Below are 12693 nucleotides of genomic sequence, written 5' to 3'. Positions count from 1 at the left end.
GGGGAGGAATTTTATCAAGCCGCGTTGTCGATCCCCAGTTCACCCAGCTTGCGATATAAGGTCGATCGACCGATCCCCAGCCGTCGCGCGACTTCGGTCATGCGCCCACGATAATGGCCGATCGCCAGGCGGATGACATCGGCTTCGATATCCTCCAGCGTGCGGAGATGGCCGTCGGAGCGGAACAGGATGATGCCGCCATTCTGGAGCGCGCCGCCGCCCGCGCTGATTGCGGGCCGGTCGCCGAGCGAGGCGATCTGCGGGAAATCCGCCGGGGTCAGGGCATCGCCCTCGCACAGCACGGCGGCACGGAAGAGCGCGTTCTGCAACTGGCGGACATTGCCCGGCCAGTCATAGCGGCGCAGCAGGTCGAGTGCGTCGTCGGTGATGTCCAGCGCGCACAGGCCCGGCTGCTGCGCGATCCGCCCCAGCAGGTGGCGGGTCAGCGCGGGCACGTCCTCGGCCCGGTCGCGAAGCGGCGGCACGGCGACATGGACGGTGTTGAGCTTGTAATAGAGATCCTCGCGGAACCGTCCGGCCTCGACCGCCTCCAAAAGCCGGCCGTCGGTCGCGGCAATGATACGGACATCGACCGGACGCGCATGGCGCGCGCCCAGGGGTACGATCGCGCCCGTCTGCAGCATGGCGAGCAGCCGTTCCTGCGTATCCAGCGGCATGCCTGAGACTTCGTCCAGGAACAGGGTCGATCCGTCTGCCTCGACCATCTTGCCGATGCGCCGCTCGAACGCGCCCGCAAAGGCGCCTTCTTCATGTCCGAAGATGATGCTGTCGAGCAGATTGGCGGCGGTCGCGGCGCAGTTGACGCGGATCATCGGCCGCTCGGCGCGTGGGGACGCGACATGGATCGCCTCGGCCAGCGACTCCTTGCCGACGCCGCCTTCGCCCTCGATCAGGACCGAGGCGCGCGAGCGCGCCGCCTTCGCCGCGATGGCCAGTGCCGCGCGGAATTCGGGGGCGTTGCCGACGATCTCGTCAAAGGCGAGGAGGGCGGGGATCTTCTCGGTCAGCGGCCGCAGTTCGCCGCTGGTCTGCCCGGCGACACAGGCCTCCAGCGCGGCGAGAAGTCGTTCGGGGGCAAGCGGCTTGACCAGGAAGTCCGTCGCGCCCGCGCGCATCGCCGCGACCGCCTGTGCCACCGAGTCGTTGGCTGTCAGCATCAGGATGGGCAGTTCGGGGCGCAGCGTGTGGCAATCGGCGATCAGTTGCGTCGCATCGGCGCCGGGGGCCCAATGGTCGATCAGCACGGCGTCGAGCTCGCGCCCCTGCGCCGAGCCCAGGACCGAGGCCGCCATGTCGGCATCGGTGGCGAACAGCGTGCGCCAGCCGCCGCGTTGCGCCAGGGCGGCGATCAGCCGACGCTGAGCAGGTTCGTCATCGATCAGCAGCAGCAAACGTTGGCCGTTGCGCGTCATACAGAGTCCCATTGTCCCACTTCAGGGCGGTATAGCGCAACTTTGTTAAAATCTGCGTTAATTCGGGACAATCTCTTTTCCATCATGGGACGACCCGTTGCCGACCTTTTATGTTGCCGGCCTTTTACGACGTATCCGGCGCCGCCCGAGCCGGGGTACCAGCGTTTCGGGGTTGATCCCGCCGGCCCGGTGAATAAGGTTCGTGAACGGACCATCGGGCGGACACGGTTTCGCCAGGCCGATAGCGGAGGTGAGGATCATGGCGGGCAGCGAGACCGGCCCCGGCGGCAACACCGGCGAGATGAAGGCGCATGTCGCCACCTATGATCTGATGATCGGGCTGCTCAAATGGGGCGCCGTCGCCGTCGCCATCCTGGTGGCGATCGTCCTCTGGCTGATCGCCTGACCCCGTGGACCTGCGCATCGCGGTCCTGCAGGAGACCGTAGCGGGCGAGGCCCGCGTCGCCGCCACGCCGGAAACGGTGAAGAAGCTGATCGCACTGGGCGCGACCCTGGCGGTCGAGCGGGGCGCCGGGGCAGGCGCCGGGATCGCCGATGCCGACTATGAACAGGCGGGCGCCAGCATCGCGGATCGGGCGGGCGTCCTGTCGGGCGCCGCGATCGTGCTGGCCGTGCAGGCGCCCGAGCCCGCGACGCTGGCCGGAGTCGCGCCGGGCGCCTGGGTCGTGGCGGCCTTCGATCCGTTCCGTCGGCAGGAGACGGTGGCGGGTTATGCGGCGGCGGGGCTGGAGGCGCTCGCCATGGACTGGATGCCGCGCATCACCCGCGCCCAGTCGATGGACATCCTGTCCTCCCAGTCCAATCTTGCCGGCTATAAGGCGGTGCTGGAGGCGGCGAGCGCCTATGGCCGTGCCTTTCCGATGATGATGACCGCGGCGGGCACCATTCCGGCAGCGCGCGTCTTCGTGATGGGCGTGGGCGTCGCCGGGCTGCAGGCGATCGCGACCGCCCGGCGTCTGGGCGCGCAGGTATCGGCCACCGACGTACGCTCGGCGACCAAGGAGCAGATCCAGTCGCTGGGCGCCAAGCCGATCTTCGTCGAGGGCGTGGCGGGGATCGAGGGCGAAGGGGCGGGCGGCTATGCGGGCGAAACGAGCGAGGAATATCGCGCGGCGCAAGCCGAACTGGTCGCCGGGCATATCGCCAAGCAGGACATCGTCATCACCACCGCCCTGATCCCCGGCCGCCCCGCCCCGCGCCTGGTGACCGATGCGCAGGTCGCGACGATGCGGCCGGGCAGCGTCATCGTCGATCTGGCGGTGGAAGCAGGCGGCAATGTCGAGGGCGCAGCTCTGGGCGAAGTGGTCCAGCGGCACGGCGTGACGATCATCGGCCATCGCAACATGCCCAGTCGGCTGGCTGCCGACGCCTCCGCACTATTCGCGCGCAACTTGCACAATTTCCTGGCGGCCTTTTGGGACAAGGATGCGGGGCGGCCGGTGCTGGACGCCGAGATCGGCGACGCGATCCGGCTGACGAAGGGCGGGCAGGTGGTGAACCCGAGGCTGCAGTCGTGACCCTAAATCCTCCCCTTGTAGGGGAGGTGGCGCGCGCAGCGCGTCGGAGGGGTGTTCCCCTCTCGATGGCGCGACACCCCTCCGTCAGGCCTTCGGCCTGCCACCTCCCCTTGCAGGGGAGGAATTGAAATGTTGCAGGGCGACGAAACGATCGGCGGTCGGGCGCGAGGTTTGCGCCAGGCGATGTCGGCACCGGAAATTACACTATGGCAGGTGCTACGCCATCGACCAGGCGGCTTCAAATTCCGGCGCCAGCATCCGTCAGGGCCGTATATCGCCGACTTCTACTGCCATGAGGCGCGCCTAATCGTGGAAGTCGATAGCGAAGCGCACAGTCTCGGCGATCGACCAGAGCGCGACAAGGCGAGGGATCGCTGGTTTGCACATCGCGGCCTGACCACGCTTCGCATCGTTGCAACCGATATCCAAAAAAACATCGAGGGCGTAACAGGTTATATCCTCGCGACCGCCGCCAGTCGTCACCTCGGGGAGGATTAAACATGGACTTCATCTCAATCCTGTCGATCTTCGTGCTGGCGTGTTTCGTCGGCTATTATGTCGTCTGGTCGGTGACGCCTGCGCTGCATACGCCGTTGATGGCGGTGACCAACGCCATCTCCTCGGTCATCATCGTCGGTGCGCTGATCGCGGCGGCGGCGTCTTCGGGGGCGACCGGGTCGGGTGTGGCCAAGTGGCTGGGGCTGGGCGCCGTGGTGCTGGCCAGTGTCAACATCTTCGGCGGCTTTGCGGTGACGCAGCGGATGCTCGCCATGTACCGCAAGAAGGAGAAGCGCTCGTGATCGCACCCGTGCCGCCCGCGCCGCTCGCCCCCGCGGTGGAAGCCGTCGCCGCCAATCCCTGGGTGTCGCTCGCCTATCTGGTGGCGGGGGTGTGCTTCATCCTGGCGCTACGCGGGCTGTCCAGTCCGACGACCAGCCAGCGGGGCAACCGCTTCGGCATGATCGGCATGGGCGTCGCGGTCGTGACGACGCTGGTGACGCATGTGCCGGTTGCCGGTGGGTTGTCGGATCGGGCCGACCTTTATGGCGAGACATGGAACTACGATTATTTCGCCATCCTCGAAATCCTCGCCGCCATCGGCCTGGGCGCGGCTGTAGGCATCACCACCGCCCGTCGCATCGCGATGACCGCGATGCCGCAACTGGTCGCCGCCTTCCACTCACTGGTCGGTCTTGCCGCCGTCGCGGTCGCCTGTGCCGCCTTCCTGAACCCGGTCGCCTTCGACATCGCCGACATGGTGGTGCCGATGATCGGACAGCCCTTTGCCAGCATCCATGTCGTCAGCCGCGTGGAAATGGCGCTGGGCGTGGCGATCGGCGCGATCACCTTTTCCGGCTCGGTCATCGCCTTCCTGAAGCTGAACGGCAATATGGGGGGCAAGCCGATCCTGCTGCCCGGCCGTCATGCGCTGAACGCCGGGCTGCTGGGCGCGATCGTCATTCTGGTGGCGATGTTCACGCGGGACCAGTCGCCGTGGATCTTCTGGACGATCACCCTATTGTCCTTCGTCATCGGCTTCCTGCTGATCGTGCCCATCGGCGGCGCGGACATGCCGGTCGTGGTGTCGATGCTGAACAGCTATTCGGGCTGGGCCGCCGCCGCCATGGGTTTCACGCTGCACAATATAGCGATGATCGTGACCGGCGCGCTGGTCGGCAGCTCGGGCGCGATCCTGTCCTATATCATGTGCCGGGCGATGAACCGCAGCTTCGTCAGCGTGATCGCGGGCGGCTTCGGCGCGAGCGACGCTGGCGGAGCAAATGGCGGTGCGGCCATCGACCGCCCGTGGAAGCGCGGCAGCGCCGAGGACGCGGCCTTCCTGATGTCCCAGGCCGAACAGGTCGTGATCGTCCCCGGCTATGGCATGGCGGTGGCGCAGGCGCAGCATGTCCTGCGCGAGATGGGCGATCTGCTGAAAAAGGAAGGCGTGCGCGTCAAATATGCCATCCACCCGGTCGCGGGGCGGATGCCCGGCCATATGAACGTCCTGCTGGCCGAGGCGAACGTGCCCTATGACGAGGTGTTCGAGCTGGAGGACATCAACGCCGAATTCGCACAGACCGATGTTGCCTTCGTCATCGGCGCAAACGACGTGACCAATCCGGCGGCCAAGACCGACCGTAGCTCGCCCATCTACGGTATGCCGGTGCTCGACGTGGAAAAGGCCAAGACGGTGCTGTTCATCAAGCGGTCGATGGGCGGCGTCGGCTATGCGGGTGTCGATAACGAGCTATTTTATCGCGACAACACCATGATGCTGCTGGCGGACGCCAAGAAGATGGTCGAAGAAATCGTCAAGGCGCTCGGCTGAGCGTCCGATTCGGAACCGACGTCGACTCCCGGACGTCGGTCGGGTCGCATCGGCGAACGGCGTGAAGGGGCGGGGGCCTCGCACGCCGCTATACCGTTGCGGTGACGATAAGGGCCTGTATGGCGGGCCGCGGGGGACGGCATGGACGAACAGGATCTGTATGGCGGCGGCTTTCCGGTCGTGGTGATCGGCGCGGCGGCGCTGGCCATGGCGGCGGGCGATGCCGTGCGGCAGGCCGGGGGGCGGGTGCTGCGGGCGATCGACTGGGCGGCGGTGGCCGAGCAGATCGGTCAGCCGGCGGGGCGGCCCGTGCTGATGATCGACACGCATGGTGCGGACGCCGGGGCGATGGAGATCGCGCTCGCCCGGATCGACGCGGTGGCGACCGCGCTCGACTGGCCCATCGTGGTCAGCATGGCGGCGGCGGATATCGACCTGATCGCCGCGATGCTGCTCGGCCCGCGCGTGGCGATGCTGTGCGACGCCAGCCAGCTGGAACTCGTCGCCGCGCTGGCGGTCGCGGGGGCGAGCAACGGCGGCGCGGGGATGCTGCACGGCCATCTTCGCGAAGGGGAATCCGAGCGGCTGCGGCGGCTGAATGCCGAGGTGGCGCGGATCGCCGAGGCGCTGGCGCGGCTGTCGGTGGACGAGGAGGGGGAACGGCGCGGCGGCGTCGGCGACCGGCACCAGAGCTTTCATGCCGCCCCGGCTCGCGCGCAGGCCGGCGATGCCGAACTGGTCCGCCGGATGATCCGCGCGCGGCGCTTGCGTGACGGCTTCTTCGGGGGCGGCCTGTTCGAGGAGCCCGGCTGGGACATGCTGCTCGACCTTTATGCCGCGCATCTGGAAGGCAGTCGCGTCTCGGTGTCGAGCCTGTGTATCGCCGCGGCGGTGGCGCCGACCACCGCGCTGCGCTGGATCGGCAAGATGAGCGAGGCGGGTCTGTTCGCGCGCCAACCAGACCCCGCCGATCGCCGCCGCGCCTTCATGGTGCTGACCGAGCCGGCGCTGGAGGGGATGCGGGGTTATCTGGCGGCGTTGCGGCGGCTGGGGGCGTTTTAGTCTATCCCGCCAGTGCCCAGCGGATCGCGCCGCCCAGCCCGCGTGTCCCTGCACGGATGGCGGGCCGCACCGCGCCATAGCCGTCCAGCCCGTGGAGCCGCGCCGCCCATTCCGGCAGCAGGGCGATCCCCGCCTGGGTCAGCCAGGCGCTGACCGGGGCAAGCGCCGGGCTGGGCGCGGGCTGTTGGAGCAGGGTGCGCGCCACCGCCCGGGTGCGCGCATCGACGCGCAGTTCGGAGCGGATCGCTTCCAGAAAGCGTGCCAGCTGGCGCCGATCCTCCGGCACCTCCTCCGCCCCCAGACGGCGCGCGATCATGGCCATCTCGGCGATATAGCGGTCGGCCTGGGCATCGGAGAAATCGGGATCGCGATAGGTCCGATGCGCGCGCAGGAAGCTGTCGACCTCGGCGGCGTGCACGAAGGTCAGCAGATGCGGGTCATTTGCCGAATAGGGCGTGCCGTCGGGTAGGGTGCCGCTAACCCGGTCGTGCACCGAACGGACGCGCGCGATCATCTGCTCGGCGGCATGGGTCGCGCCATAGGTCGTGACCGAGATGAACCCGGCCGTCCGTCGCAGCCGCCCGGCCATGTCGCGGCGGAAATCGCTATGGTCCCACACGCCCGCCAGTGCGGCGGGGTGGAGCATCTGGACCAGCAGCGAGGCGATGCCGCCCGCCATCATCGCGGTGAAGTCGCCATGCACCGCCCAGGTCGCCGAATCCGGGCCGAACAGCCCGTCATCTCCCGGCGGCCGGGTCAGGTCGAGTTCGCGGCTGCCGACGACATCGCGTATCTGGTCGGCGATCTGGCGTCGGACGGGGAGCATGGACGGTCAACGCGCCGGGCGGCGGGGTGTTGCGTGGGGCTGGACGGTTTCGGCCTCCCTCCGTTCGCACTGAGCGAAGTCGAAGTGCACGTCCGGCGCTTGCGGCGAGGTTCGTCCCGTGGCCTTCGACTTCGCTCAGGCCGAACGGCGGTGGGGGGGAAGCTCCACGCGCACCGTCCGTACCGTGCGAAGTCGAAGGCCCCGCCCGCCCCTCACCCCCGCTTGGCGGCCTCCCAGGCGGCGATCTCGTCGGGGAAACGCTGCTCGACCACCAGGTCGCTCGCCGTTTCCGTCGCCAGGTCTACCGTCACCGAACCCGCCCATTCATAGGTCGCATTGCCCGACAGCGTGACCATGCCGTCCTCGCCCGCAAAGGCGCGGACCAGGCCGCCGCGATTGAACACCACCGTCGGCACGTCCCACGCGATCCGCCCGGTCAGGCACGCCGCATAGGTCGACGCCGCCATCGCGCTGCCGCAGCTGTCGGTCAGGCCCACCCCGCGCTCGAAGGTGCGGACGAACAGCGACGTGCCCCGCACCTCGACAAAGGACACATTGGCGCGGTTGGGCAGCCAGTCGGGTGCGGCCTCGCATAACTCGCCGAGGTGGACCAGCGCGTCCTCGTCCACCGTGTCGACGAAATGGACGAGGTGCGGATTGGGCATGGTGACGGCGGTGAAGCGCCGCTCGGGATCGAGCATGGGCAGCACCGCCTCGACCAGTCGGTCGGGCGCGCCGTGGATCGGCCAGGCGGCGGTGGAGAGGCCGGCGGGCCCGGCGGTCTCGCGAACCGTATAGACGCCGGGCGCCAGATCGGCGTCACGGACGGCATCGGCGTGCGAGGTCTTCAGCCGCACCGTCGCCGTGTCGATTTCCAGCGCCTCGAACCCCGCCCGCGCGACGCAGCGCACGCCGTTGAGGCAGGTCTCCGCCTCGCTGCCGTCGCTGTTGCGCATCACCATGCCGAAGGCCGCGCGTTCGTCGCCCGGCACCAGCAGCAACAGGCCGTCGCCGCCGACCGGTCCGGCCCGGTCGGCGAGCGCGCGCGCGACGCCCGCCCATTCCGCCTCGCCCAGCGACAGGTCGCGTGCGTCGATCATCGGGAAGTCGTTGCCCGAACCATGGCATTTGACGATTCCGAACCGCATGGCGATAACTCCGGCAGAAGATGGGCTTGGCGCTTAGCCCAGCGAGACCCGGTTCGCCAGCGGTCGAACGATCGCGGGACGGGCACGGAATGGGAAGAGGACGAGGGCGATGATCACCGCGATCCGCGAGGTACGCCGCGCCAAGGGCATGACCCTGGAGGATGTCGCGCGCGCATGCTCGCCGCCGACCACGCCGCAGACGATCGGGCGGCTGGAGATGGGGACGCGTACCGTTTCGCTGCCCTGGCTGAACCGGATCGCCGCCGCGCTGGGCTGCACCACCGCCGATCTGGTGACGCTGCCGGTGCGCGAGACGCTGCCGGTGGCGGCCCTGCTGGGCCCGCGCGGGGCGGTGGCGCCGCGCAGTGCGCGGGCGGTGTCGCCGCCCTGTGCGACGCCGGGGATGCTGGCGGTGACGGTGACGGGCGCGGTCGGTGATTACCGGGCGGGCGATGAGCTCTGGTGCGAACCGATCGCCCCCGATAGGTTCGCCGGTGCCATGAATCGTGACATCCTCGTGCCGCAGCCCGCTGGCGGTTATCTCTTCGCCCGGCTGGCGGGCGTGACGCCCGGCGCGCTGCATGTGTTGCCGCTGGAGCCTGGGGCGGCCGGGATGGCGGTTCCGGCCCCGGCGTGGATCGCGCGGGTCGCGCGGCTGGTACGCACGCTGTGATCCGCGCGATCCTGCCGCTGGCGCTCGCCTTCGCGCTGCCCGCCGCCGCGCAACAGGCCGTGCCCGCGACGCCTGCGCCGCCGCCGGTGCAGAAGCCGGACCTCGTCCGCGCCTATCCGCACGACACCACCGCCTTTACCGAAGGGCTGCTGATCGCGGACGGCGCGATGTACGAAAGCACCGGGCGCGAGGGGCAGAGCCTTATCCGTCAGGTCGATCTGGCGACCGGCAAGACGCTGCGCCATGCGACCGTGCCCGACGGCTTGTTCGGCGAAGGGATCGTCGCCTGGGGCAAGGAACTGCGCAGCGTGACCTGGCATGGCGGTCGCGGCTTTCGCTGGAGCCGACCGGCGCTGAAGCGCACCGGCGAATGGCGCTATGAGGGCGAGGGCTGGGCGATGACCGACAATGGGCGGCAGATCATCCTGTCCGACGGCACGCCGCGCCTGCGCTTCCTGGACCCGGTGACGATGAAGGTCGCGCGGACATTGGACGTCACGGTCGAGGGGCGGCCGCTCAAGAACCTGAACGAGCTGGAATATATTGACGGGCAGATCTGGGCCAATGTCTGGATGACGCCCTATATCGTGCGGATCGACCCCGGCACGGGCGTGGTCGCGGGTGTGGTCGACCTGAGCGACCTGGTCGCGCGGGTCGGGATGACCGACCGCGATTCGGTGCCCAACGGGATCGCCTTCGACCGGGTGAAGCACCGTATCTATGTCACCGGCAAGAACTGGCCCGAGCTCTTCGAAATCCGCCTGCCGCGCTGAACCTAGGGCCGATCGACATTCATGACGCATCGTCCTTCCCTCTCCCCTCTGCGAGGGGCGAGGGAAGAATGGGCATGGCCGAATGTCGATCCGGCCTAATCGGTATCGCCTGGATCGTGGAACAGCGCGAGGCTGAGCGCGGCGGCGATCGCGGCGGGGCGGAGTGCAGGGTCGCGTGACAGGAGCAGGCGGCGGCTGCGTAGGCCGTTGGTCTCGACGACCGCCACGATCCGCCCGTCCGGCGTGGTCAGGCGATAGCCCATCGGGCTTTCGGTCTGGCCGCCGACATCTTCCATGCCATGTTCGGAGCGCAGCAGCAGCGCGTGCCCGGCAAAGCGGATCATGCCCTGGCGTGGCTCGGCCAGTCCGTTGCGCGGCGGCATGGCGGCGAGCTGCAGCACGCCTGCGTCGCGCCCGTCCTGCCGATAGACGCATTGCAAGCGGAGCGGACGCCCCGCCGCCGCGATGTCGAAGGCGAACAGCCGGTTGCGCGTCTCGGTCCGGCCATAGCGGCATCGCGCCTCCAGGCGACCGGGCATCACTCCGCCGTCCAGATCGAAGGCGTAAACGCCGAAGCGCGCCACCTGGCCGACCCGCACCTGATCGGCCGGCAGGCCGAACCCGTCGGGTCCCCAGCCGATCGCGTCGCTGCCCGTCCGCCATTCGACCGTGCCCGATGCGGGTCCCAGCCGGAAACCGCCCTTGTCGGACAGCGGCAGGCCGGTGAGGGGCAGCGCTTCGAACCCCGAGGATGCCGCCAGCGCGTCAAAGCCCTGCATCCGGCCCATGGTGCAGCCGCCCATGGCGACCGCCGCAATCAGGACCGTCCATCCGTGCCATCCCGCCAATGTCATCCTCCCCCATGCCGAATGTCGTCGGCCCTCAGCGTCGGATACCATGGCTGACTCGCGCGTTAACGTAGTAGCATAGTATAAAAGTAACATGGATTATGAATTGCAACCTCGTCATGATCCGGTCATGACGTAGGTTCCGGCCCCGGGTGCACCCCGGGAATCGGGAGGATAGAGGAGCGTCGTTACTTGCCGACCAGTACCCGTTTTGTCGTCTCGATGCACATGCTGGCTCTGATGGCCGAGCATGGCGAGGCGCCACTCCGCTCCGAAGATATCGCGGTCAGCGTCAATTCCAACGCGGCGGTCGTCCGCGCCCTGTTGTTACGGCTGGCGGCGGCGGGGCTGACCCGTTCGCAGCTGGGCAATCGCGGCGGCGCGATGCTGGCCAAGCCGTCGTCCGACATCCGGCTGGTCGATGTCTATCACGCGGTCGAAGACCGCAATTTCTTTGCCTTCCACCGCCAGCCGCCCGAGGGCGAAGGGCTGATCGACCGGCACATCACCGCCAGCCTGGAATCGATACTGACCCCGGTGCGCGAGGCGTTGGAGGACAAGCTCGCCGGGCTGACGCTGGACGATGTGCTGGACGACATCCATGCCCGCGCCGGAGGGGGTACGGACGGATCAGACCAGATTCAGATCGGCCGGGCGCGTTTCGGGGAAGAGCGTTCCCAGGCGGTCGGCTGACAGCCCGAACTGGCGCGACACCAGCCCGCCGATCAGCGCGCGATAGTCGGTCAGCACGGGCAGGTCGCGATTCTGGTTGAGCGTGGCGGCCGACAGCGCGACCTGTTCGCCCGCCATGCGCCCGCCCGACACGCCGCCGCCCATCACCCAATAGATGCTACCATGGCCGTGATCGGTGCCCCGGTCGCCATTTTCGCGGAAGGTCCGGCCGAATTCCGACACCACGACGACGGTGGTGGTGCGCCAAGCCTCCGGCCCGATCGCCTGGGCGAAGCTGGCTAGCCCGCGGCCCAGATCGCCCATCCGGTCGGCCAGATAGCCGGTCGCGCCACCCTGGTTCACATGGGTGTCCCAGCCGCCGACATCGACGAAGGCCAGGTTGAACCGGTCGCGCATCAGCGTGCCGATACGCTGCGCCGATAGCGCGAAGCCCTTGGCGGAGACGGCACCGCGACTGGCGGCCTTCATCTCCTGGTCCAGCGTCTTGTAGACGGCGTCGCGGACCGTGAAGCCCTCGCTGACCGAGCGGGCCAGGTCGGGATGGCCGCTATACATGCTCCGGATCAGCGCGGCCTGGCGCTGGTCGATCGGCTTGCCGACATTGGCGAGCGCCAGATTGGGGATCGGGTCGTCTCCGCCTCGGAAGCATAGCGGCAGCTGGTCGGTAAAGGCGATCGGCCGCTCGCCCGTGCCCAATATGTCGGCAAGCCGCGCCATGAAGCCCGAGCCATAGTCGCGGTGGCCGCCGACCGGCTGGCCCAGCTCGATCGTGTCCTGCGTCTCGAAATGGCTGCGGCTCATATCGTCGGTGCCCGCGAACGGCACGAAGGCGATCTGCTTCGCCTGCCATAGCGGGAGGATCGAGTCCTTCAGCGCCGGATGCAGCGCCCAGTCGGCATCGAGCGGCAGCGGCGCGTTGGGATCGGCCGGATTGGGCTTGGGCAGCGCGATATTGGGACGCGACTGGCGGTAGAAGTCGCTGCCCGCAGGCACGACGATGTTCACCGCGTCATAGGCGCCGCGCAGGAACACGACCAGCAACCGGCTGCCCGCTTGCGGCGCGGCAAAGGCGCGGCCCGCCATCACCATGGGGGTGAGGGCGGCGGCACCCTTCAACAGGTCGCGGCGATGGAAATGGGGGATCATCATGACATCCTCCTATCGGTGCATGAATTCGGGCGAGGAGAAATAGAGCGCGTTCCACTCCGCCGGGGACCGTGCCTGGCCGAGCGCGGCGAGTGTCGGCTTGCCCAGCGACGGCATCCGCGCGGCGATCAGGGCCGAGTCCTTCAGGACCTGTCTCTTATACACATCTCCGAGCCCACGAGACCGTACTAGATCTCGTATGCCGTCTTCTGCTTGAAAAA

General features: G+C 68.4%; 15 protein-coding genes. 9 read left to right on the top strand and 6 right to left on the bottom strand.

The annotated features are described in order from the left end of the window. Window positions 1–14 precede the first annotated feature (14 nt). A complete protein-coding gene (locus QZ546_RS11945; RefSeq protein ID WP_294237677.1) occupies window positions 15–1433 on the bottom strand; it encodes a sigma-54 dependent transcriptional regulator in 1419 nt (472 codons plus the stop codon). A 259-nt stretch (window positions 1434–1692) separates the two neighbouring features. Here QZ546_RS11945 and QZ546_RS11940 point away from each other — a divergent pair, with 259 nt between their 5' ends. From QZ546_RS11940 to QZ546_RS11915, 6 genes are all read left to right on the top strand, one after another. Continuing rightward, on the top strand, window positions 1693–1839 hold the full coding sequence (locus tag QZ546_RS11940; protein ID WP_294237674.1) for an aa3-type cytochrome c oxidase subunit IV: 147 nt from the start codon (window positions 1693–1695) through the stop codon (window positions 1837–1839). 10 nt (window positions 1840–1849) lie between these two features. After that, the gene (locus QZ546_RS11935; protein WP_294237882.1) at window positions 1850–2971 is read left to right on the top strand and encodes an NAD(P) transhydrogenase subunit alpha; all 1122 of its coding nucleotides are present in this window, start codon (window positions 1850–1852) and stop codon (window positions 2969–2971) included. A gap of 129 nt (window positions 2972–3100) precedes the next feature. Continuing rightward, the gene (locus tag QZ546_RS11930; protein ID WP_294237671.1) at window positions 3101–3469 is read left to right on the top strand and encodes an endonuclease domain-containing protein; all 369 of its coding nucleotides are present in this window, start codon (window positions 3101–3103) and stop codon (window positions 3467–3469) included. Between the two features lie 2 nt (window positions 3470–3471). Then, entirely contained in the window at window positions 3472–3771 is a 300-nt protein-coding gene (locus QZ546_RS11925; RefSeq protein ID WP_294237667.1) for a proton-translocating transhydrogenase family protein, read from the top strand. Between the two features lie 35 nt (window positions 3772–3806). Further along, window positions 3807–5303, top strand: coding sequence for an NAD(P)(+) transhydrogenase (Re/Si-specific) subunit beta (locus tag QZ546_RS11920; RefSeq protein WP_294237880.1), 1497 nt, complete (start codon window positions 3807–3809; stop codon window positions 5301–5303). A gap of 141 nt (window positions 5304–5444) precedes the next feature. After that, window positions 5445–6365 carry a MarR family winged helix-turn-helix transcriptional regulator gene (locus QZ546_RS11915; RefSeq protein WP_294237665.1) on the top strand — a complete coding sequence of 307 codons (921 nt, stop codon included), beginning with the start codon at window positions 5445–5447 and terminating at the stop codon, window positions 6363–6365. 1 nt (window position 6366) lies between these two features. Here QZ546_RS11915 and QZ546_RS11910 read toward each other — a convergent pair whose 3' ends face one another. After that, window positions 6367–7191 carry an oxygenase MpaB family protein gene (locus tag QZ546_RS11910; protein ID WP_294237664.1) on the bottom strand — a complete coding sequence of 275 codons (825 nt, stop codon included), beginning with the start codon at window positions 7189–7191 and terminating at the stop codon, window positions 6367–6369. Between the two features lie 212 nt (window positions 7192–7403). Then, a complete protein-coding gene (gene dapF, locus QZ546_RS11905; protein ID WP_294237662.1) occupies window positions 7404–8339 on the bottom strand; it encodes a diaminopimelate epimerase in 936 nt (311 codons plus the stop codon). A 109-nt stretch (window positions 8340–8448) separates the two neighbouring features. On the opposite strand from dapF, the gene QZ546_RS11900 reads away from it, so the two are divergent. Continuing rightward, window positions 8449–9012 carry a helix-turn-helix transcriptional regulator gene (locus QZ546_RS11900; RefSeq protein ID WP_294237659.1) on the top strand — a complete coding sequence of 188 codons (564 nt, stop codon included), beginning with the start codon at window positions 8449–8451 and terminating at the stop codon, window positions 9010–9012. After that, the gene (locus QZ546_RS11895) at window positions 9009–9785 is read left to right on the top strand and encodes a glutaminyl-peptide cyclotransferase (protein WP_294237658.1); all 777 of its coding nucleotides are present in this window, start codon (window positions 9009–9011) and stop codon (window positions 9783–9785) included. The genes QZ546_RS11900 and QZ546_RS11895 overlap by 4 nt, the downstream gene beginning before the upstream one ends. A gap of 95 nt (window positions 9786–9880) precedes the next feature. On the opposite strand, the gene QZ546_RS11890 is transcribed toward QZ546_RS11895, so the two are convergent. After that, the gene (locus QZ546_RS11890; RefSeq protein WP_294237655.1) at window positions 9881–10639 is read right to left on the bottom strand and encodes a hypothetical protein; all 759 of its coding nucleotides are present in this window, start codon (window positions 10637–10639) and stop codon (window positions 9881–9883) included. A gap of 186 nt (window positions 10640–10825) precedes the next feature. On the opposite strand from QZ546_RS11890, the gene QZ546_RS11885 reads away from it, so the two are divergent. Then, a complete protein-coding gene (locus tag QZ546_RS11885; RefSeq protein WP_294237653.1) occupies window positions 10826–11326 on the top strand; it encodes an Rrf2 family transcriptional regulator in 501 nt (166 codons plus the stop codon). Here the strand turns inward: QZ546_RS11885 and QZ546_RS11880 are convergent. Both QZ546_RS11880 and QZ546_RS11875 read right to left on the bottom strand, forming a co-directional pair. Continuing rightward, a complete protein-coding gene (locus QZ546_RS11880) occupies window positions 11264–12475 on the bottom strand; it encodes a DUF1501 domain-containing protein (RefSeq protein ID WP_294237650.1) in 1212 nt (403 codons plus the stop codon). The genes QZ546_RS11885 and QZ546_RS11880 overlap by 63 nt on opposite strands. Window positions 12476–12484: 9 nt before the next feature. Next, window positions 12485–12637 carry a hypothetical protein gene (locus QZ546_RS11875; RefSeq protein WP_294237647.1) on the bottom strand — a complete coding sequence of 51 codons (153 nt, stop codon included), beginning with the start codon at window positions 12635–12637 and terminating at the stop codon, window positions 12485–12487. Window positions 12638–12693 lie beyond the last annotated feature (56 nt).

Origin of the sequence: uncultured Sphingomonas sp. (assembly GCF_913062585.1) — a bacterium.
Lineage (GTDB): Bacteria > Pseudomonadota > Alphaproteobacteria > Sphingomonadales > Sphingomonadaceae > Sphingomonas.
This window is presented reverse-complemented; position numbering and strand designations above follow the sequence as displayed.

Excerpts from the sequence above, each read along its gene's own strand:
- QZ546_RS11915 (WP_294237665.1), top strand. The coding sequence starts at position 5,445 with ATGGACGAACAGGATCTGTATGGCGGCGGCTTTCCGGTCGTGGTGATC.
- QZ546_RS11925 (WP_294237667.1), top strand. The coding sequence starts at position 3,472 with ATGGACTTCATCTCAATCCTGTCGATCTTCGTGCTGGCGTGTTTCGTC.
- QZ546_RS11910 (WP_294237664.1), bottom strand. The coding sequence starts at position 7,191 with ATGCTCCCCGTCCGACGCCAGATCGCCGACCAGATACGCGATGTCGTC.
- QZ546_RS11930 (WP_294237671.1), top strand. The coding sequence starts at position 3,101 with ATGTTGCAGGGCGACGAAACGATCGGCGGTCGGGCGCGAGGTTTGCGC.
- dapF (WP_294237662.1), bottom strand. The coding sequence starts at position 8,339 with ATGCGGTTCGGAATCGTCAAATGCCATGGTTCGGGCAACGACTTCCCG.
- QZ546_RS11940 (WP_294237674.1), top strand. The coding sequence starts at position 1,693 with ATGGCGGGCAGCGAGACCGGCCCCGGCGGCAACACCGGCGAGATGAAG.
- QZ546_RS11900 (WP_294237659.1), top strand. The coding sequence starts at position 8,449 with ATGATCACCGCGATCCGCGAGGTACGCCGCGCCAAGGGCATGACCCTG.
- QZ546_RS11880 (WP_294237650.1), bottom strand. The coding sequence starts at position 12,475 with ATGATGATCCCCCATTTCCATCGCCGCGACCTGTTGAAGGGTGCCGCC.
- QZ546_RS11945 (WP_294237677.1), bottom strand. The coding sequence starts at position 1,433 with ATGACGCGCAACGGCCAACGTTTGCTGCTGCTGATCGATGACGAACCT.
- QZ546_RS11890 (WP_294237655.1), bottom strand. The coding sequence starts at position 10,639 with ATGACATTGGCGGGATGGCACGGATGGACGGTCCTGATTGCGGCGGTC.